The sequence below is a fragment of the Pseudomonas umsongensis genome (genome assembly GCF_012647205.1).
Classification (GTDB): Bacteria; Pseudomonadota; Gammaproteobacteria; order Pseudomonadales; family Pseudomonadaceae; genus Aquipseudomonas; species Aquipseudomonas umsongensis.
Genome location: NZ_CP051487.1, coordinates 6357211 through 6376513, shown reverse-complemented (window position 1 = coordinate 6376513; position 19303 = coordinate 6357211). Strand labels below are relative to the sequence as shown.

The window sequence follows — 19303 nt, the reverse complement described above, 5'->3', positions numbered from 1 at the left end:
CTGCAGCGACCTGTGCTCTTGAATGCCTTCTGCAAGTGGCGTATCAACGTCTTCACGCTACCCGTCGAACGAGTGCGCTCCATGTCCCAGGATTTCTATTTCTTGTTGATGCCGGGTTTCTCGGCGATTGGATTTATCTCGGCAATCGAGCCATTGCGGGTTGCCAATCGCTTTCGCGGCGAGCTCTATCGCTGGCATGTATTGAGCGCCGATGGTGGGGCGGTGCTGGCCAGTAACGGCATGTCGGTCAACGCCGACGCGGCGCTGGAGCCGTTGAAAAAAGGCGCGACGTTATGGGTGGTCGCCGGCTTCGAACCGCTGAAATTCGCCACTCCGGCGCTGGAGCACTGGCTGCGTCGCCTCGACAACGAAGGCGTGACGCTCGGCGCCATTGACACCGGCAGCTTCATCCTCGCTGAGGCAGGTTTGCTCGACGGTCATCGCCTGACCCTGCACTGGGAGGCCATCGACGCCTTCAAGGAGTCCTATCCGCAGCTCAGTGTCACCCAAGAGTTATTCGAGATCGACCGTCGACGCATCACCAGCGCTGGCGGGACCGCGTCGATCGATTTAATGCTGGATCTGATCGCCCAGTCCCATGGCCCGGAACTGGCAATCCAGGTCAGCGAGCAATTCGTGCTCGGGCGCATCCGTCCGCGTAAAGACCACCAGCGCATGGAAGTCGCGACGCGTTATGGCATCAGCAACAAGAAGCTTGTTCACGTGATTGGCGAGATGGAGCAGCACAGCGAGCCGCCGCTGAGTACGTTGGAATTGGCGGAATCGATCAAGGTCACCCGGCGTCAGCTGGAGCGCTTGTTTCGCCTGCACCTGAACGACACACCGAGCAATTTCTACCTGCGCCTGAGGCTGGAGAAAGCCCGGCAACTGCTGCGCCAGACCGATATGAGTGTGTTGGAGGTGAGTATTGCCTGCGGGTTTGAATCGCCGTCGTATTTCACCCGCAGTTATCGGGCGAAGTTCGAGCGGTGCCCGCGGGAGGATCGGCGTACCGCCAAAGCATAACCACCCCGAAAACCTGTGGGAGCGAGCCTGCTCGCTCCCACAATGGGCAACTTATTTCTTCAGAAGTGCCGAGCAGGCAGCCTTGTACGCCTCATGCTGATACTTGTTCAGCGTCTCCGGCGGCTCAAAACCATGCTTCTTGGCCTGTGCATTGATCGTCTGCGGCGACAGCAGCGTCACCTCGCAATTCTCCAGCAACTGGAAAACGCCCTCGATCTTGAACGTGGTCGGCCCACCGGCAAACTCACCTTTCTTGCTGCGCTTCTTGATCACGATTCGATCTATCGAGTTCTCGCGAACAAAGGATGCGACCTGAGCGGCAAACACTTTGACATTGGCGGCTTCGTCGTCATCCTCCAGGGCGATTTTCTTGGTCGCAAGCGCGACATGGCTCAGCGTGGAACCGTCGAGAGCTGCCACGGCGATGATCGCTTCGCTGCCTTTGATTTCGATGCCGCAGACTTTCATGGTGAATCCCTTTTCTGGCTGAAGGCGTGAAGCTTACAGCTCCAGTTGAATAGCAGGCGTTACTCCTGCCCAATCGTCTCCAAAAACTCCGACCGCTCGTCACTCATCCGCGCCACGCAATCATTCTGCGCAATAGTGAATGCCTTGCTGCCGGCGGTGGCCGGGAAGGCTTCGATGGCGCAGTCAGCGTCGCGGGTTTTCAGCCATTGTTGCTGGGCGGCCTTGATCTTGGCGGTGATCTCGGCCAATTGCGACGGGTTCTTGCCGTAGAGCGACTGCATGCGTTCGTTCAGGCTTTTGTAGTTTTCGCTCAGCAAGTCTTCGGCGGTGGTTTTGCTGAAGGCGGAGCATTCCAGGGTCTGTACGTCGTTTTCGACTTTGTCGCAGGGGGTGTCTTCAGACTCCTCGGCGGCGTGTACGCCGGTCGCAATCAGTGCCAAGGCCAGGACGATGAATTTCATGTGGTTGCCGCTCCCATCCAGTGAAGCATCAAGAGATGTGGCGAATTCTGGCCCAAGCGGATTGCCTTGAACAGGTCGGCAATTGTGCCTTGCGACGACCCTTTGTCGCGGATTGACGCTTTCGGCAATTCCCCTGTCGTTTTTGCACCCGGCTACCAATGCACCGAGGCATATGCTGGCCCCAAAGCGCCGACAGACGATTCGGCGCATGAATCGCTAACAAGGGGACAGCCTGATGAGCCCAGCCGAATTGCACGCCGACAGCATCGTTATCGACGGGCTGATTATTGCCAAGTGGAACCGTGAACTGTTCGAAGACATGCGCAAGGGCGGTTTGACCGCAGCCAACTGCACCGTGTCGGTATGGGAGGGCTTCCAGGCCACCGTCAACAACATCGCCGCCAGCCAGAAGCTGATCCGCGAGAACAGCGACCTGGTGATTCCGGTGCGCACCACCGCCGACATCCGCAAGGCCAAGGAGCAGGGCAAGACCGGCATCCTCTTCGGTTTCCAGAATGCCCATGCGTTTGAAGACCAGATCGGCTATGTCGAAGTGTTCAAGCAGCTGGGCGTCGGTATTGTGCAGATGTGCTACAACACCCAGAACCTGGTCGGCACCGGTTGCTACGAGCGTGACGGCGGCCTGTCGGGCTTCGGTCGTGAAATCGTAGCCGAGATGAACCGCGTAGGCGTCATGTGCGACCTGTCCCACGTCGGTTCCAAGACGTCCGAAGAAGTCATCCTCGAATCGAAAAAGCCGGTGTGCTACTCCCACTGCCTGCCGTCGGGCCTCAAGGAGCACCCGCGCAACAAGTCCGATGAAGAACTGAAGTTCATTGCCGACCACGGCGGTTTCGTCGGTGTGACCATGTTCGCGCCATTCCTGGCCAAGGGCATCGATTCGACCATCGACGACTACGCCGAAGCCATCGAATACACCCTGAACATCGTCGGTGAAGATTCGATCGGTATCGGCACCGACTTCACCCAGGGTCACGGCCAGGACTTCTTCGAGTACCTGACCCACGACAAGGGCTATGCCCGCCGCCTGACCAGCTTCGGCAAGATCATCAACCCGCTGGGCATCCGCACCGTCGGCGAGTTCCCGAACCTCACCGAAACCCTGCTAAAGCGCGGCCATTCCGAGCGCGTGGTGCGCAAGATCATGGGCGAGAACTGGGTGAACGTCTTGAAAGATGTCTGGGGCGAATAAGCCACCGCTCTTCTGAATCCTTTCCTGCGGCCGTCCGCGCCGCAGGCAACAACAAAATTTTTCTGGAGTTAAGTTTCCATGGCCAAGATCGCCCCGCAATTGCCTATCGAAGTCGACAGCGAAACCGGTGTCTGGACGTCCGACGCCCTGCCGATGCTGTATGTGCCCCGTCATTTCTTCGTCAACAACCACATGGGCATCGAGGAAGTGCTGGGCGCCGAAGCTTACGCCGAGATTCTCTACAAGGCCGGCTACAAGTCCGCCTGGCACTGGTGTGAAAAAGAAGCCGAATGCCATGGCCTGGAAGGCGTTGCGGTGTTCGAGCACTACATGAAGCGCCTGTCGCAGCGCGGCTGGGGCCTGTTCAAGATCCAGGACATCGACCTCGACAAAGGCACCTGCAGCGTCAAGCTTGAACACTCGGCATTCGTCTACGTGTACGGCAAGGTCGGGCGCAAGGTCGACTACATGTTCACCGGTTGGTTTGCCGGCGCGATGGACCAGATCCTCGCCGCTCGTGGCAGCAAGATCCGCACCGTGGCCGAACAAGTCTACGGTGGCTCCGAAGAGGGCCACGAAGACGGCTTGTTCACCGTCAAGCCGTTGTAAGTCGAGGAACCCGCCATGGCTTTCGAAGCAATGTTCCAGCCGATCCAGATCGGCAAACTGACCATCCGTAACCGCGTGCTCAGCACTGCACACGCCGAGGTCTATGCGACCGACGGCGGCATGACCACCGACCGGTACGTCAAGTATTACGAAGAGAAGGCCAAGGGCGGGATCGGCCTGGCGATCTGTGGCGGTTCGTCCGTCGTCGCCATCGACAGCCCGCAGGAGTGGTGGAGCTCGGTGAACCTGTCCACCGACCGCATCATCCCGCACTTCCAGAATCTTGCGGACGCCATGCACAAGCACGGCGCCAAGATCATGATCCAGATTACCCACATGGGCCGTCGCTCGCGTTGGGACGGCTTCAACTGGCCGACGCTGATGTCGCCGTCCGGCGTACGCGAGCCGGTGCACCGCGCCACCTGCAAGACCATCGAGCCGGAAGAAATCTGGCGGGTGATCGGCAACTACGCGCAAGCTGCGCGTCGCGCCAAGGCCGGTGGCCTGGACGGCGTGGAATTGTCGGCGGTGCACCAGCACATGATCGACCAGTTCTGGAGCCCGCGGGTCAACAAGCGTACCGACGAATGGGGTGGCACCTTCGAAGGCCGCATGAAATTCGGCCTGGAAGTGTTGAAAGCGGTGCGCGCGGAGGTCGGTGACGATTTCTGCGTGGGCATGCGTATCTGCGGTGACGAGTTCCACCCGGATGGCCTGTCCCATGAAGACATGAAGCAGATCGCCAAGTATTACGACGACACCGGCATGCTCGATTTCATCGGCGTCGTGGGCTCGGGTTGCGACACCCACAACACCCTGGCCAACGTGATTCCGAACATGAGTTATCCACCTGAGCCGTTCCTGCATTTGGCCGCCGGTATCAAGGAAGTGGTCAAGGTTCCGGTGCTGCATGCGCAGAACATCAAGGACCCGAACCAGGCCACCCGTATCCTGGAAGGCGGTTACGTCGACATGGTCGGCATGACCCGCGCGCACATTGCCGACCCGCACCTGATCGCCAAGATCAAGATGGGCCAGATCGACCAGATCAAGCAGTGTGTCGGTGCCAACTACTGCATCGACCGCCAGTACCAGGGCCTGGACGTGCTGTGCATCCAGAACGCCGCGACTTCCCGTGAATACATGGGTCTGCCGCACATCATCGAAAAAACCACCGGCGTTAAACGCAAAGTGGTGGTGGTCGGTGCCGGTCCTGCCGGGATGGAAGCCGCTCGTGTGGCTGCCGAGCGCGGCCACGACGTAACCCTGTTCGAGAAAAAGGACTTTATCGGTGGCCAGATCACCACGGCGTCGAAAGCGCCGCAGCGTGACCAGATCGCCGGTATCACCCGCTGGTATCAGCTGGAGCTGGCGCGGTTGAAAGTCGACCTGCGTCTGGGCACCGCGGCGGATGCGCCGACCATCATGGACCTGCGTCCGGATGTGGTGGTGCTGGCCGTCGGCGGTCATCCGTTCATCGAGCAGAACGAGCACTGGGGCGCGGCTGAAGGCCTGGTGGTCAGCAGCTGGGACATTCTCGACGGCAAGGTTGCACCCGCCAAGAACGTGCTGGTCTACGACACCATTTGCGAGTTTACCGGCATGTCGACTGCCGACTTCCTCGCCGACAAGGGCAGCCAGGTCGAGATTGTCACCGATGACATCAAGCCAGGCGTGGCCATTGGCGGTACGTCGTTCCCGACCTACTACCGCAGCATGTATCCGAAAGAAGTGATCATGACTGGCGACATGATGCTGGAGAAGGTCTACCGCGAAGGCGACAAGCTGATAGCGGTGCTGGAAAACGAATACACCGGCGCCAAAGAGGAGCGGGTGGTGGACCAGGTGGTCATCGAGAACGGCGTGCGTCCGGACGAGGAGATCTACTACGCGATGAAGGAAGGCTCGCGCAACAAAGGCCAGATCGACGTCGAAGCCTTGTTCGCGATCAAGCCGCAGCCATGCCTGGAGCAGAAAGGCGACGGCTACCTGTTGTTCCGCATCGGCGACTGTGTGGCCCAGCGTAACGTGCATGCGGCGATCTATGACGCGCTGCGGCTGTGCAAGGACTTCTAAAATCACACCGAACCAATGTGGGAGCGGGCTTGCTCGCGAAGAACGATAACGCGGTACACCTGATACACCGCGTCGCCGGATTCGCGAGCAAGCCCGCTCCCACATGAGACCCCGCGGTCTTTGGGAGCTTCACCATGCTCAACACCCTTCTTCCCATCCTGATCTTTGCTGCCCTGGGCCTCGCGGCTCTCGGTGCATTGCGACGGGTAAACATGTGGCGCCGAGGCCGGGCCTCGAAGGTCGATCTGATCGGCGGCCTGTTCGCCATGCCCAAGCGCTACATGGTCGATCTGCACCATGTAGTGGCGCGGGACAAATACATTGCCAACACCCACGTCGCGACGGCCGGCGGCGCAGTGGCGTCCATCGTGCTGGCAATTCTGGTGCATGGTTTCGGATTGCATAACCGCTTCCTCGGTTATGCATTGTTGTTGATGTCGGCGGTGATGTTCGTCGGTGCGGTCTTTGTTTACCTGCGTCGGCGCAATCCACCTGCGCGCCTGTCGAAAGGTCCGTGGATGCGCCTGCCGAAAAGCCTGATGGCATTTTCGGTGTCGTTCTTCCTCGTGACCCTGCCGGTGGCCGGTATCCTGCCGGAAAACTTCGGCGGCTGGCTGTTGGCGGTGATCCTCGGGATTGGCGTGCTGTGGGGCGTGTCCGAGCTGTTCTTCGGCATGACCTGGGGCGGGCCGATGAAGCATGCCTTCGCCGGTGCCCTGCACCTGGCCTGGCACCGTCGTGCCGAGCGCTTTGGCGGCGGTCGTTCCACCGGTCTGAAACCCTTGGATCTGAACGACCCAAGCGCGCCACTGGGCGTGGAAAAACCCAAGGATTTCACCTGGAACCAGTTGCTCGGCTTCGACGCCTGCGTGCAGTGCGGTAAATGCGAAGCCGCGTGCCCGGCCTTCGCCGCCGGCCAGCCGTTGAACCCGAAAAAATTGATCCAGGACATGGTCGTCGGCCTGGCTGGAGGCACCGATGCCAAATTTGCCGGCAGTCCGTATCCGGGCAAGCCAATCGGTGAACACGCCGGTAATCCGCATCAACCGATCGTCAACGGTCTGGTGGACGCCGAAACCCTGTGGTCGTGCACCACCTGCCGCGCCTGTGTCGAGGAATGCCCGATGATGATCGAGCACGTCGATGCCATCGTCGACATGCGTCGCCATCTGACCCTGGAAAAAGGCGCTACCCCGAACAAGGGTGCCGAAGTCCTGGAAAACCTGATCGCCACCGATAACCCGGGCGGTTTTGCGCCAGGCGGGCGGATGAACTGGGCGGCGGACTTGAACCTCAATCTGCTCAGCGAAAAGAAATCCACCGACGTGCTGTTCTGGGTGGGCGATGGCGCCTTCGACATGCGCAACCAGCGCACCTTGCGTGCGTTCGTCAAAGTGCTGAAAGCGGCAAAAATCGACTTCGCCGTGCTTGGCCTCGAAGAGCGCGACAGCGGTGACGTGGCTCGCCGCCTGGGCGACGAGGCAACCTTCCAGTTGCTGGCCAAGCGCAACATCCAGACCTTGGCCAAGTACAGCTTCAACCGCATCGTCACCTGCGATCCGCACAGCTTCCACGTGCTGAAAAACGAATACGGCGCTTTCGATGGAAACTACCTGGTGCAGCACCACAGCACCTACATGGCGGAAATCATCGACGCCGGCGCGCTGAACCTTGGCCAGCACAAGGGCGACAGCGTGACCTATCACGATCCGTGCTACCTCGGCCGCTACAACGGCGAGTACGAAGCGCCGCGCCAGGTTCTGCGCGCGCTCGGCATCGAGGTCAAGGAAATGCAACGCTCCGGTTTCCGCTCGCGCTGCTGCGGCGGTGGCGGCGGTGCGCCGATCACCGACATTCCGGGCAAGCAGCGTATCCCCGACATGCGCATGGAAGACATCCGCGAGACGGGCGCCGAACTGGTGGCCGTGGGCTGCCCGCAGTGCACCGCGATGCTTGAAGGTGTGGTCGAACCACGACCGTTGATCAAGGACATTGCCGAACTGGTGGCCGACGCGCTCCTGGAGGATCAGGCCCCAAAGTCGGCTACGCCGGCCAAACGTGAACCCGCGGAGGTGCACTGATGAGCGACATTATCCGCCGCGACCCCCGTGCCGAATGGATCGCCCGTAATCGTTTGCACCCTCTGCACGCCGCCATGCAACCGGCGCAGCACAGTTGGATGGGGCCTAACGGCGTCATTCGCAAGAACCCGCACGGCATCGGTTTCATCGGCCCTAACGGCATCAAGCGAATCGACCGTAGCGGCGCTCAGCAGGGCGGGACGACGAAACGTTCGGCCGCCGTTGAAGTGCAATTACCGCTGCATCAAGTCTCTGCGCCGGCATTCTTCATCTGCGTGGTGCCGGACATGGTCGGCGGCCGCTTGAGCAGTCACGACCGAGATCTGCTGGGACTGGCCCATCAACTGGCCGGCAGCGACGGCGCGGTGTTGGCCGTGGTCTTTGGCGAACATAAGGAAAACGCGTTTTCCACAGCCGGCGTCGATCGCCTGCTGGTGCTGGAAGGCGAAGAGTTCAGCGGTTATGCACCGGAACAACGTGTCCAGGGCCTGCGGGCTGTGGATAACCAGTTCAACCCACGTCACTGGCTGCTGCCGGACAGTCGCAGCGGCGGTGGCGAATTGGGTCGGCGCTTTGCCGCTGCCTTGGGCGAACGCCCGGCCACGCGGGTCTGGCAGGTCAAGGATCAGGAGTGTATTGGTCGCGCCGGTGCCGGTTTGCAAGATCTGGCGCGTCCGGTTGCACGGTTGATCCTGGCCGCCGTCGAATGCGCCGAGCCGGTCAGCGAAACTCGTCACGAAGTTTTGCCGGTGGAGTTATCCACAGCCGTCGCCCGCAGTCTCTCGCGCATCGAGGACCTGGGGGCGGTGGCAGTGGACCCGGCGGCGATTCCCATGGCCGAAGCCGAATTCATCTTCTCCGGCGGCAATGGGGTCAAGGATTGGGACTTGTTCCACCAGGCCGCCGCCGCCCTTGGCGCCACCGAAGGCGCGTCGCGGGTGGCAGTGGACGACGGCTTCATGGCGCGCGACCGTCAGGTCGGCGCGTCCGGCACCTGGGTCACCGCGAGGGTCTATGTGGCGGTGGGGATTTCCGGGGCAATCCAGCACCTGCAGGGCATCGGTGCCTGCGACAAGGTGGTGGCGATCAACCTCGACCCGGGTTGCGACATGATCAAACGGGCCGACCTGTCGGTAATCGGCGAAAGTGCGGAGATTCTTCGGGCCTTGATCGCGGCGGTAGAAGCCTACCGCAACGACGCCAAGCGCGATGCGGCTTAAGGGAAGGAAAGGGTTATGAGCACGAAAATCATCAGCCTGGTGTCCATCGGCGCCCACCCGACTTCCGGTCGACCACGTCGCGCGGAACAGGATGCACGGGCGGTGGAGTTGGGCTTGCAGCTGGCTGGGGATAACTTGCAGGTGCTGCACGCCGGCGACGTTGGCGAACCGGCCTTGCGCGCTTATCTGGGCATGGGGCTGGAACAATTGCATGTGCTTGAACAACCGCAGGGCGCCGATGCGCTTCCGGCGTTGACCGCTTATTTGCGCGATGCCGGGGCACAGGTGGTCCTGACCGGTAGCCAGGCGGAAACCGGCGAGGGCTCGGGCATGCTGCCGTTCCTGCTGGCCGAAGGCCTTGGCTGGCCGCTGGTGGTGGGATTGGCGCAGGTCGAGTCGATTGATGGGGGTTCGGCGCTGGTACTGCAGGCTCTGCCGCGCGGTCAGCGGCGTCGCTTGAAGGTTCGCTTGCCGTTTCTCGCCACTGTGGATAACGCTGCGCCAAAGCCTCGGCAAAGCGCCTACGGTCCGGCCCGGCGCGGAGTTTTGCAAGCCAATGAGGTGGAAATCGTCGACGATGAATTGCTCGCGGTCGCCACCCTGCAACCGGCCAAGCCACGGCCGAAGCGCTTGAAGGTAATCAAGGCCAAGAGCGGCGCCGATCGCATGAAAGCCGCAACGGCGAAAGCCAGTGGTGGTGGCGGACAAGTGCTCAAGGGCGTGACGGCACAGGCGGGGGCTGAAGCCATCCTTAAGTTGCTGATCGAAGAAGGTGTGGTCCGCTAGCGGTCCGTTTGGGGGCAGGTCAATGGCAGTAGAATTTCGTCCGGCAGTTCGCGCGGATGCGCGTGAGATTGCGCGTTTGTTCCAGATTTCATCGGAGGGCGCTGCGGATTACATCTGGAGCCAGATAGCAGAACCGGGGCAGGATCTGTTGGACGTCGGAGCCCTGCGTTACGCCCGCGACGATGTGGATTTTTCCTGGCAGAACTGCCTGATCGCCGAAGCTGAAGGTAAGGTCATTGGCATGCTGCACAGCTACGTGATGCGTCACGATCCGTTCGCGGCACCGGTGACCGACCCGGTGCTGGCGCCGTACGCCAAGATGGAAATCCCCGACACCCTTTATATTTCCAGCCTGGCGCTGCACGAAGGCTGGCGCAACCAGGGGCTGGGCAAGCAGTTCCTTGCCTACGCCTACGACCGCGCCAACCGGCTCGGGCTCAATGGCTTGAGCCTGATCGACTACGCCGCAAACACCGGTGCCCGGCGGTTCTATGAGCGCCATGGTTTCCGTGTTGTCGATACCTGCCAGATTGCGCCGCATCCGATGATTCGAGTCACGGGAGAAGCCTATTTGATGTATCGGCCTTAACGGGCTGCCCGGTGGCGGGCGGCCCTATCAGGCCTGATAGTGTTGGCTTTAGTGGCGCTTTGTTAGGGTAGTTAACAGTTTGTACCCACTATCTTCGGCAGTGCCGTAAAACACAGTAAGCCGTTTTAACAAGATTTTTCCTGGTTTACCCACAATCCCTGTTAGCTCTTCTGTGGATAACATGTTCGCCCCTCGCTATACCTCTTTAAAACCGTGAGCTGCAAGACTTAGGTCAAATTATAACCAGCATAAGATACGGTTTTTTCACACTTTTTTATCCAAAGCAGGCCCCTAGTTGCCCCCAAAGTCTGTTGGCGCTTCTGTGGATAAGATGTTCGCTTACCGCTGAGGGCCTTATAAACAGCGGCTTTCAGGCTTCTGGTTAAAAATTGATCAAAGATGGCTTTTTAACGGTTATCCCCTGCGTAAACCCTCAAAAATCGCGGCTTTCAGCGCTTTTCCACAGATGAACAATAGTTGCCCCCAAAGTCTGTTGGCGCTTCTGTGGATAAGGTGTTCGCCATCCTCTGAAGGCCACGTATTTCGTGCTTTATAGAGGTTTGATCAATAAATGATCAGGCTCTGTGAAAAACCTTGATTCTGGATAAGTCACGGATTTTCTTTGAGTTCTGTGGAGAAAGTTATCGGCATTTCCACAGTTGTCCCCATTTGCTGTGGGTGGATATGTGGATAACTTGTTTGCGGAAGGCTGGGAGGCACACAGGGTATAGCTCTGAACGCAATAGATCATATTTCGTACAGTGCTAAAGAGGTGATATGAGATATGAATTCGGAAGAGAACCCGTCCCTGTAGGAGAGAGCATGCTCGCTCCTACAGGGGGGCGTGGGCGTTAGCCCTGGACAGGGACGCCTTTGAGGTACGGCGCAGGCTCGGCGCCCAGGTTGCTCAGCAGGCGCTCGCTGTACCAATCCACGAAGTTCACCACGCCGAATTCGTAAGTCTTGGAGTACGGACCTGGCTGGTATGCCGTGGAGTTGATGCCACGCTGGTTCTCTTCGGCCAGGCGACGGTCCTGGTCGTTGGTGGCGTCCCAGACCTGCCGCATGCGGTCAACGTCGTAATCCACACCTTCAACGGCGTCCTTGTGCACGATCCACTTGGTGGTGACCATGGTTTCCTGCGCGCTGATCGGCCACACGGTGAACACGATGATGTGGTCGCCCATGCAGTGGTTCCACGAGTGTGGCAGGTGCAGGATGCGCATCGAGCCCAGATCCGGGTTCTTGATGCGGCCCATGAGTTTGGCGCAGCCTTGTTTGCCGTCCAGGGTCATCGACACGGTGCCCTTGAGTAAAGGCATGCGCACGATGCGGTTACGCAGGCCGAAGCTGGCGTGGGCGTAAGGGATCTTTTCGGCTTCCCAGGCAGCGGCAGAGGCGGCCACGTGGTCCTTGAACGCCTGGTCGGCGCGCGGGTCGGTGACGTCGTCCCATTCCAGCAGGGTTTTCAGCAGTTCCGGGTGCGACGCATTGCAGTGGTAGCACTCGCGGTTGTTTTCCAGCACCAGCTTCCAGTTGGCTTTCTCCATCAAGGTGGTGGTGATTGCCACCTTGGTGTTTTCCATGTCGTACGGTTCCATGTAATGGCTGAGCGTCGACAGGAAGTCATCAATGGCTGGCGGATTCTCCGACAGGCTGATGAAGATGTAGCCACCGGCGGTCTTTACGTTCACCGGCTTGAGGCCGTACTGCTTCATGTCGAAGTCGGCGCCCATTTCGGTACCGGCAAACAGCAGGCGACCGTCCAGTTCATACGTCCACTGGTGGTAGTGGCAGACCAGTTTGGCGACCTTGCCTTTTTCGCTGGTGCACAGGCGCGAACCACGGTGGCGGCAGACGTTATGGAAGGCATGCACCACGCCTTCGGCACCACGAATCACGATGATCGGGTTCTTGCCCACTTGCAGGGTCAGGTAGTTGCCCTTGGCTGGGATTTCGCAGGTCATGCCGGCGATCAACCACTCTTTCTGGAAGATTTCCTGCATGTCGATATCAAACAGGCGCTCGTCAGAGTAGAAAGGCTGCGGCAGCGAGAACGTGCGTTCGCGCTCTTGCAGCATCTGCGCGGTGGCCTTGCGTGCGGGTTCCAGCGGATCGCCCAGGCTCAGGGTAGTAGTGACGTCCATCGTTTAATCCTCAAGGCCATCTGCGTGGCCGGCGAAAGTGGCTAATCAGGTGTACTGCTAAGGGTGCTACGCAAGGTGTAAAGATTGTGTCTTGGTATGGGGCGAGTGTGGGGCCGGCGCTGGCCAGAACCTTATCCATGGGCGACATGGTGCAATCTGTTCCCGACGCGCAAGCCCCGGTCGTTGGGGGCTGGTCGCGATAAGCATGTGAATGTCGCAGATAGGTAAATGGCTGTTTCGCGCTATACGCAGAATCGCCAACATGAAGGCCGACAGTCGGCCGTGGAGATCAGCATGTCCAACAGCTTCCTGAACCCGGTAACCACCCAGACCTGGGCCAATGGTCGGCACATCGTCCGTTGTGTCAAAGTCATCCAGGAAACCTGGGATGTGCGCACCTTCTGCTTTATGGCCGACCAGCCGATCATGTTCTTCTTCAAGCCGGGGCAGTTTGTCACCCTGGAGCTGGAAATCGAAGGCCAGCAGATCATGCGTTCGTACACCATTTCCAGCTCGCCGTCGGTGCCGTACAGCTTTTCGGTGACCATCAAGCGAGTGCCGGGCGGCAAGGTTTCCAACTGGCTGCACGACACCTTGCACGAAGGCCAGGAGCTGGCGGTACACGGGCCGGTCGGGCTGTTCAACGCCATGGATTTCACTGCGCCAAAGGTGCTTTACCTCAGCGGCGGCGTTGGTATCACGCCAGTCATGTCCATGGCGCGCTGGTTCTACGACACCAACGGCAATGTCGACATGGTGTTTATCCACAGCGCCCGTTCGCCCAAGGACATCATTTACCACCGCGAGCTGGAACACATGGCGTCGCGGATCGACAACTTCAGCCTGCACCTGATCTGCGAGAAGCACGGTATGGGTGAGCCTTGGGCCGGCTATCGCGGTTACCTCAACCATAGAATGCTTGAATTGATGGCGCCGGACTTCCTGGAACGGGAAGTGTTTTGCTGCGGCCCGACACCGTATATGAATGCGGTGAAGCGCCTGCTGGAAGCCGCCGGATTCGACATGAAGCGTTATCACGAGGAATCCTTCGGCGCGACGCCGCCAGAGGCGCGTGCCGATGCTGTGGAACACGCCGAACAAGCGGCCGAAGCACCGGAAGTCGACGTGGCGGATCTGCATCAGGTGGAGTTCATCTCGTCCGGCAAGAGCATTCGCGTGGCGCCTGGCGAAACCGTGCATGCGGCAGCGGCCAAGGTCGGTTTGCTGATTCCCAAAGCCTGCGGCATGGGCATCTGTGGCACATGCAAGGTGCTGAAGCTGGGAGGTGAAGTGGAGATGGAGCACAACGGCGGGATCACCGAGGAAGACGAAGCCGAAGGGTACATCCTGTCGTGCTGCAGCGTGCCGAAGGGGGATGTGCGGATTGAGTTTTAGATCATTCGAAAGGAGTGTCGAACAACTTCGGTAGGAGCAGCCTTCGGCGGCTCCTACAAGAAGTAGAGGCGTGAGAGTAGTTACTTGACGGGTGTGGTTTTAACCTCAATCTCGTACTGGTCACCACCAAGACTCAAAAACGTTTTCTCCTTTACTTCGAAAGTCATGCCTTGGTACTTGTAAAAGTTACCTGGCTGAGCAAGTTCCAAGTACCGTTGCCGATCGATGGGTTCAGATTTGAGCGTGGTGCGTTCAGCTTCCATTTTTCGTTCTCCCAGGGTTGAACACTATGGCTTGTCGAGTCTCGACAGGCCTTGCGGTGGATCCCGAAAGACTGCTTAGGCTCCTTTTCAGGTCGTCTAAAACTACTCGCCCGAAGTCTGGTGACGGTACTGTCAGAAATACCAGTGCCGACAAACGGCCAAATCTGTAGCAGCTGGCGAAGCCTGCACTCGGCGGCTGCTACAGAGAGTGCGTCGCGGGCGGGCAGGCGTGTGAGATTAGTGCGACATCACTTCGCGAATATCCGCCGCCAGTTCCCGCACACGCTCTTCTTCGGTATCCCACGAACACATGAAGCGTGCGCCGCCGTTGCCGATGAAGGTGTAGAAACGCCAGCCCTTGGCGGTCAGTGCGGCGATGGCCGGTTCCGACAGTTGCAGGAATACGCCATTGGCCTGCACCGGGAACATCAGTTCTACACCTGGAATGTCGCTCACCAGTTCAGCCAGCAATTGCGCGCAGCTGTTGGCGTGGCGCGCGTATTTGAGCCAGGCATCGTTTTCCAGGATGCCGACCCACGGCGCCGAGAGGAAGCGCATTTTCGACGCCAGTTGCCCAGCCTGTTTGCAGCGGTAATCAAAGTCTTCAGCCAGCTTATGGTTGAAGAACAGAATCGCTTCGCCCACGGCCATGCCGTTTTTAGTACCGCCGAAGCACAACACATCAACACCGGCCTTCCAGGTCAGATCCGCTGGCGTACACCCGAGGAACGCACAGGCGTTGGAGAACCGCGCGCCGTCCATGTGCAGGTTCAAGCCCAGCTCCTTGCAAGTGGCACTGATGGCGCGGATTTCGTCCGGGGTGTAGACACTGCCGACTTCGGTGGCCTGGGTGAGGGTCACGACGCGGGGTTTGGGGTAGTGAATGTCTTGGCGCTTGAGGGCCACTTCGCGGATCGATTCCGGCGTCAGTTTGCCGTTTTCGGTACGGGCGATCAGCAGCTTGGAGCCGTTGGAGAAGAATTCCGGGGCGCCGCATTCGTCGGTTTCGACGTGGGCGGTTTCCGAGCAGATCACACTGTGGTAACTCTGGCACAACGACGACAAGGCCAGCGAGTTGGCGGCAGTGCCGTTGAAGGCGAAGAACACTTCGCAGTCAGTTTCGAACAATTTGCGGAAATCGTCGGACGCGCGGGCGGTCCATTCGTCGTCGCCGTAAGCGCGCTGGTGGCCATGGTTGGCCTGCTCCATGGCAGCCCAGGCTTCAGGGCAAATGCCGGAGTAGTTGTCGCTGGCGAATTGTTGGCTCTTATCGGTCATGGCCTGCTTCCGTGGTCGGGACGCTTATGGTGAAGCGTCTCGTGGTCAATGATGGTGCGCACTGTACCGAAGATCATCCGGGGAGCGCACGGGATGTCACTGTCAGAACATTACAAGGATGTCGGGCAATTATGCACACGGCTACACACTTAAAGCAGCGCGACCGTGCACTGGATTTGCTCAAGTGGCTGGCGCTTTTGAGCATGGTGCTCGATCACCTGCGATATGTCGGTTACTCCGCCGATTGGCTGTATGTGCCGGGGCGCTTGGCGTTCCCGTGGTTTTGCCTGGCGATAGTGATCAATCTGACGCGCAAGCCGGCGGTGGCGACCAGCGGACAGTGGCGCTATCTGAGTTGGTTACTGATGTTTAGCGCAGTGAGTGAAATTCCCTACCGAATGTTCATTCCCAGCCCCGACACGTTGAATGTGATGCCCACGCTGGCACTCGGTCTGCTGGTGGTGCTCGGCTGGCAGGACCGGACCCTGCAGGCGCGTCTGGTCGCGGCCGGCGCCGTCGTGCTGGCGGCACTGTTTGCGCGACAACTGATGTTCGGATTTTTCGGCGTGATGTTGCCGCTGGCGATGCTGCTGGTGATCCGGCGTCCCTGGTATTTCGCGCTGTTACCGGGGGTGGTTTGTCTGGCGGCCAATCAATGGCAGGTGCTTTATTACTCCGTTCGACAGGGTAATGAGGTGGCGATGGCGGCCATCGCCACTTGTCTGATTGCGCCATGGCTGGGGCTGTTCCTGTTGCGACATGCCAGTGACGTAAAACCACCGCCGATGCGGCGCTGGGCGTATGCGCTGTATCCCGTGCATTTCCTGGTGTTGCTAGCACTGCGCCAAGCCCTCGCATAACCCCGGGAAAGCTTGTGGGAGCGAGCCTGCTCGCGAAGAGGGAGTGTCAGGCGACTTCAATGTTTCTGACTCATCGCCTTCGCGAGCAGGCTCGCTCCCACAGGGGATTGCAGTTGGTTCGCGGGTCGTGTCCGACCTGCCATTTCCCGCCATGTCGTAAACGCACCTTTACGTGGCGCGCGTAGGCATTTGACGACTCGAAGCCGGTCATACCATCGCTATCAAAGGGCACTGCCGAAAAGCCAGTGCCTCACCGAGACGAATGGCGCAGTGCCGCCGCTGGGAGAGACGCGATGTTCAGCAAGCAAGACCAGATCCAGGGTTACGACGATGCACTGCTGGCGGCGATGAATGCCGAGGAGCAACGCCAGGAAGATCACATCGAGCTGATCGCGTCAGAGAACTACACCAGCAAACGTGTGATGGAAGCGCAAGGCAGCGGCCTGACCAACAAATACGCCGAAGGCTATCCGGGCAAGCGCTACTACGGTGGCTGCGAGCACGTGGACAAGGTTGAAGCCCTGGCCATCGAACGCGCCAAGCAACTGTTCGGCGCCGACTACGCCAACGTCCAGCCGCACTCCGGTTCCTCGGCCAACAGCGCCGTGTACCTGGCGCTGCTGCAAGCCGGCGACACCATCCTCGGCATGAGCCTGGCCCACGGTGGTCACCTGACCCACGGTGCGAAAGTGTCGTCCTCGGGCAAGCTGTACAACGCCGTGCAGTACGGCATCGACACCAAGACCGGCCTGATCGACTACGACGAAGTCGAGCGCCTGGCCGTCGAGTGCAAGCCGAAGATGATCGTCGCCGGCTTCTCGGCCTACTCCAAGACCCTCGACTTCCCACGTTTCCGTCAGATCGCTGACAAAGTCGGTGCGCTGCTGTTCGTCGACATGGCCCACGTTGCCGGCCTGGTCGCCGCCGGCCTGTACCCGAACCCGCTGCCTTACGCCGACGTGGTCACCACCACCACCCACAAGACCCTGCGCGGTCCACGTGGCGGGCTGATCCTGGCCAAGTCCAACGAAGAAATCGAGAAGAAACTCAACGCTGCAGTGTTCCCCGGTGCCCAGGGCGGCCCGCTGATGCACGTGATCGCCGGTAAGGCGGTGTGCTTCAAGGAAGCGCTGGAGCCAGGCTTCAAGGCCTACCAGCAGCAAGTGATCGACAACGCCCAGGCCATGGCCGGCGTATTTATCAAACGCGGCTACGATGTAGTGTCCGGCGGCACCGACAACCACCTGTTCCTGGTCAGCCTGATCCGTCAGGGCCTCACCGGCAAAGAGGCGGATGCAGCCCTCGGTCGCGCCCACATCACCGTGAACAAGAACGCTGTCCCGAACGATCCACAGTCGCCGTTCGTGACCTCCGGCCTGCGTATCGGCACCCCGGCGGTGACCACTCGCGGCTTCAAGGTGACCCAGTGCGTGACGCTGGCCGGCTGGATCTGCGACATCCTCGACAACCTCGGCGATGCCGACGTCGAGGCCAATGTTGCGCAGCAAGTGTCGGCTCTGTGCGCGGACTTCCCGGTTTATCGCTGAGTGCGGTTTTGGAGTAAATGACTATGCAACGCTATTCGGGCTTCGGCCTCTTCAAACACTCTCTCAGTCACCATGAAAACTGGCAGCGCATGTGGCGCACGCCGACCCCTAAAAAGGTCTACGACGTAGTCATCGTCGGCGGTGGCGGGCACGGTCTGGCCACGGCCTACTACCTGGCCAAGGAGCACGGCATCACCAACGTGGCCGTGGTCGAGAAAGGCTGGCTGGGTGGCGGTAACACCGCGCGCAACACCACCATCGTTCGCTCCAACTACCTGTGGGACGAGTCTGCGCACCTGTACGAACACGCGATGAAACTGTGGGAAGGCCTGTCCCAGGACCTCAACTACAACGTGATGTTCTCCCAGCGTGGCGTCTACAACCTGTGCCACACCCTGCAGGACATCCGTGATTCCGAGCGTCGGGTCAGCGCCAACCGCCTCAACGGCGTGGACGGCGAGTTGCTCGATGCCAAGCAAGTGGCCGATGAGATCCCGTACCTCGACTGCTCGAAGAACACCCGCTACCCGGTGATGGGCGCTACCGTCCAGCGTCGCGGCGGCGTGGCCCGTCACGATGCCGTGGCCTGGGGCTTTGCCCGTGCCGCCGACGCCTTGGGCGTGGACCTGATCCAGCAGACCGAAGTGATCGGTTTCCGCAAGGAAAACGGCGTGTGCATCGGCGTGGAAACCAACAAGGGCTTCATCGGCGCCAAGCGCGTTGGCGTAGTGACCGCCGGTAACTCCGGGCACATGGCCAAGCTGGCCGGTTTCCGTCTGCCGATCGAATCCCACCCGCTGCAAGCGCTGGTGTCCGAGCCGATCAAGCCGATTATCGACAGCGTGATCATGTCCAACGCCGTACACGGCTACATCAGCCAGTCCGACAAGGGCGACCTGGTGATCGGCGCCGGTATCGATGGCTACAACGGCTATGGCCAGCGTGGTTCGTACCCGGTGATCGAGCACACCATCCAGGCCATCGTCGAGATGTTCCCGGTCTTGTCCCGCGTACGCATGAACCGTCAGTGGGGCGGCATCGTCGACACCACGCCGGATGCGTGCCCGATCATTTCGAAAACCCCGGTCCCGAACATGTTCTTCAACTGCGGTTGGGGTACCGGTGGCTTCAAGGCAACACCTGGCTCGGGCAACGTGTTTGCCGCAAGCCTGGCCAAGGGTGAAATGCACCCGTTGGCCGCACCTTTCTCCATCGACCGTTTCCACAACGGTGCGTTGATCGATGAACACGGCGCTGCTGCGGTTGCCCACTAACAGGAGAAAT

At 59.9% G+C, this 19303-nt stretch carries 17 protein-coding genes; 12 read left to right on the top strand and 5 right to left on the bottom strand.

The genetic code is table 11. The features are described 5' to 3' along the window. Positions 1-81 precede the first annotated feature (81 nt). On the top strand, positions 82-1026 hold the full coding sequence (locus HGP31_RS28920) for a GlxA family transcriptional regulator (RefSeq protein ID WP_020796077.1): 945 nt from the start codon (positions 82-84) through the stop codon (positions 1024-1026). A gap of 51 nt (positions 1027-1077) precedes the next feature. On the opposite strand, the gene HGP31_RS28915 is transcribed toward HGP31_RS28920, so the two are convergent. Both HGP31_RS28915 and HGP31_RS28910 read right to left on the bottom strand, forming a co-directional pair. Next, positions 1078-1494 (bottom strand): DUF3010 family protein, encoded by a 417-nt coding sequence (locus tag HGP31_RS28915; protein WP_020796076.1) that lies wholly within the window; start codon positions 1492-1494, stop codon positions 1078-1080. A gap of 59 nt (positions 1495-1553) precedes the next feature. Continuing rightward, positions 1554-1955 carry a lysozyme inhibitor LprI family protein gene (locus tag HGP31_RS28910; protein ID WP_033044083.1) on the bottom strand — a complete coding sequence of 134 codons (402 nt, stop codon included), beginning with the start codon at positions 1953-1955 and terminating at the stop codon, positions 1554-1556. Positions 1956-2190: 235 nt separating this feature from the next. Here HGP31_RS28910 and HGP31_RS28905 point away from each other — a divergent pair, with 235 nt between their 5' ends. The 7 genes from HGP31_RS28905 (at position 2191) to HGP31_RS28875 (ending at position 10529) form a co-directional block, all read left to right on the top strand. Next, positions 2191-3168 carry a dipeptidase gene (locus HGP31_RS28905; protein WP_008019494.1) on the top strand — a complete coding sequence of 326 codons (978 nt, stop codon included), beginning with the start codon at positions 2191-2193 and terminating at the stop codon, positions 3166-3168. Positions 3169-3246: 78 nt separating this feature from the next. Then, complete coding sequence (locus HGP31_RS28900) at positions 3247-3777, top strand: DUF5943 domain-containing protein (RefSeq protein ID WP_020796073.1); 531 nt, start codon at positions 3247-3249, stop codon at positions 3775-3777. Between the two features lie 15 nt (positions 3778-3792). After that, positions 3793-5853: a dimethylglycine demethylation protein DgcA gene (dgcA, locus tag HGP31_RS28895; RefSeq protein WP_033044081.1), complete on the top strand. Its 2061-nt coding sequence runs from the start codon at positions 3793-3795 to the stop codon at positions 5851-5853. Between the two features lie 134 nt (positions 5854-5987). Next, a complete protein-coding gene (gene dgcB / locus HGP31_RS28890) occupies positions 5988-7934 on the top strand; it encodes a dimethylglycine demethylation protein DgcB (protein WP_168759058.1) in 1947 nt (648 codons plus the stop codon). Further along, entirely contained in the window at positions 7934-9154 is a 1221-nt protein-coding gene (etfA, locus tag HGP31_RS28885) for an electron transfer flavoprotein subunit alpha (protein ID WP_168759057.1), read from the top strand. Before dgcB ends, etfA begins: the two co-directional genes overlap by 1 nt. Positions 9155-9169: 15 nt before the next feature. Further along, positions 9170-9940 carry an electron transfer flavoprotein subunit beta gene (gene etfB / locus HGP31_RS28880; RefSeq protein ID WP_020796069.1) on the top strand — a complete coding sequence of 257 codons (771 nt, stop codon included), beginning with the start codon at positions 9170-9172 and terminating at the stop codon, positions 9938-9940. Positions 9941-9962: 22 nt separating this feature from the next. Continuing rightward, positions 9963-10529 (top strand): GNAT family N-acetyltransferase, encoded by a 567-nt coding sequence (locus HGP31_RS28875; protein ID WP_020796068.1) that lies wholly within the window; start codon positions 9963-9965, stop codon positions 10527-10529. Between the two features lie 851 nt (positions 10530-11380). Here HGP31_RS28875 and gbcA read toward each other — a convergent pair. Next, positions 11381-12676, bottom strand: coding sequence for a glycine-betaine demethylase subunit GbcA (gbcA, locus tag HGP31_RS28870; RefSeq protein ID WP_020796067.1), 1296 nt, complete (start codon positions 12674-12676; stop codon positions 11381-11383). Positions 12677-12970: 294 nt separating this feature from the next. Between gbcA and gbcB the strand changes: the two genes are divergently transcribed. Then, positions 12971-14071, top strand: coding sequence for a glycine-betaine demethylase subunit GbcB (gene gbcB / locus HGP31_RS28865; protein WP_020796065.1), 1101 nt, complete (start codon positions 12971-12973; stop codon positions 14069-14071). 80 nt (positions 14072-14151) lie between these two features. On the opposite strand, the gene HGP31_RS28860 is transcribed toward gbcB, so the two are convergent. Both HGP31_RS28860 and HGP31_RS28855 read right to left on the bottom strand, forming a co-directional pair. Next, positions 14152-14334, bottom strand: a complete 183-nt coding sequence (locus HGP31_RS28860; RefSeq protein ID WP_168759056.1) for a hypothetical protein — start codon at positions 14332-14334, stop codon at positions 14152-14154. Positions 14335-14571: 237 nt separating this feature from the next. Then, on the bottom strand, positions 14572-15612 hold the full coding sequence (locus tag HGP31_RS28855) for a threonine aldolase family protein (protein ID WP_168759055.1): 1041 nt from the start codon (positions 15610-15612) through the stop codon (positions 14572-14574). A gap of 131 nt (positions 15613-15743) precedes the next feature. Here HGP31_RS28855 and HGP31_RS28850 point away from each other — a divergent pair, with 131 nt between their 5' ends. The 3 genes from HGP31_RS28850 to HGP31_RS28840 all read left to right on the top strand — a co-directional run bounded on the left by HGP31_RS28850 (position 15744) and on the right by HGP31_RS28840 (position 19293). Continuing rightward, positions 15744-16472 carry a TraX family protein gene (locus tag HGP31_RS28850; protein ID WP_168759237.1) on the top strand — a complete coding sequence of 243 codons (729 nt, stop codon included), beginning with the start codon at positions 15744-15746 and terminating at the stop codon, positions 16470-16472. A gap of 293 nt (positions 16473-16765) precedes the next feature. Continuing rightward, complete coding sequence (gene glyA / locus HGP31_RS28845) at positions 16766-18019, top strand: serine hydroxymethyltransferase (protein WP_020796061.1); 1254 nt, start codon at positions 16766-16768, stop codon at positions 18017-18019. Positions 18020-18042: 23 nt separating this feature from the next. Then, positions 18043-19293 carry a sarcosine oxidase subunit beta gene (locus HGP31_RS28840; RefSeq protein WP_007980419.1) on the top strand — a complete coding sequence of 417 codons (1251 nt, stop codon included), beginning with the start codon at positions 18043-18045 and terminating at the stop codon, positions 19291-19293. Positions 19294-19303 lie beyond the last annotated feature (10 nt).

Bases quoted from the DNA above. Each gene is read 5' to 3' on its own strand.
- HGP31_RS28860 (WP_168759056.1), bottom strand. From the start codon at position 14,334: ATGGAAGCTGAACGCACCACGCTCAAATCTGAACCCATCGATCGGCAA.
- glyA (WP_020796061.1), top strand. From the start codon at position 16,766: ATGTTCAGCAAGCAAGACCAGATCCAGGGTTACGACGATGCACTGCTG.
- HGP31_RS28840 (WP_007980419.1), top strand. From the start codon at position 18,043: ATGCAACGCTATTCGGGCTTCGGCCTCTTCAAACACTCTCTCAGTCAC.
- HGP31_RS28850 (WP_168759237.1), top strand. From the start codon at position 15,744: ATGCACACGGCTACACACTTAAAGCAGCGCGACCGTGCACTGGATTTG.
- HGP31_RS28855 (WP_168759055.1), bottom strand. From the start codon at position 15,612: ATGACCGATAAGAGCCAACAATTCGCCAGCGACAACTACTCCGGCATT.
- gbcB (WP_020796065.1), top strand. From the start codon at position 12,971: ATGTCCAACAGCTTCCTGAACCCGGTAACCACCCAGACCTGGGCCAAT.
- HGP31_RS28920 (WP_020796077.1), top strand. From the start codon at position 82: ATGTCCCAGGATTTCTATTTCTTGTTGATGCCGGGTTTCTCGGCGATT.
- dgcA (WP_033044081.1), top strand. From the start codon at position 3,793: ATGGCTTTCGAAGCAATGTTCCAGCCGATCCAGATCGGCAAACTGACC.
- HGP31_RS28910 (WP_033044083.1), bottom strand. From the start codon at position 1,955: ATGAAATTCATCGTCCTGGCCTTGGCACTGATTGCGACCGGCGTACAC.
- HGP31_RS28915 (WP_020796076.1), bottom strand. From the start codon at position 1,494: ATGAAAGTCTGCGGCATCGAAATCAAAGGCAGCGAAGCGATCATCGCC.
- gbcA (WP_020796067.1), bottom strand. From the start codon at position 12,676: ATGGACGTCACTACTACCCTGAGCCTGGGCGATCCGCTGGAACCCGCA.
- etfB (WP_020796069.1), top strand. From the start codon at position 9,170: ATGAGCACGAAAATCATCAGCCTGGTGTCCATCGGCGCCCACCCGACT.
- HGP31_RS28900 (WP_020796073.1), top strand. From the start codon at position 3,247: ATGGCCAAGATCGCCCCGCAATTGCCTATCGAAGTCGACAGCGAAACC.
- dgcB (WP_168759058.1), top strand. From the start codon at position 5,988: ATGCTCAACACCCTTCTTCCCATCCTGATCTTTGCTGCCCTGGGCCTC.
- etfA (WP_168759057.1), top strand. From the start codon at position 7,934: ATGAGCGACATTATCCGCCGCGACCCCCGTGCCGAATGGATCGCCCGT.
- HGP31_RS28905 (WP_008019494.1), top strand. From the start codon at position 2,191: ATGAGCCCAGCCGAATTGCACGCCGACAGCATCGTTATCGACGGGCTG.
- HGP31_RS28875 (WP_020796068.1), top strand. From the start codon at position 9,963: ATGGCAGTAGAATTTCGTCCGGCAGTTCGCGCGGATGCGCGTGAGATT.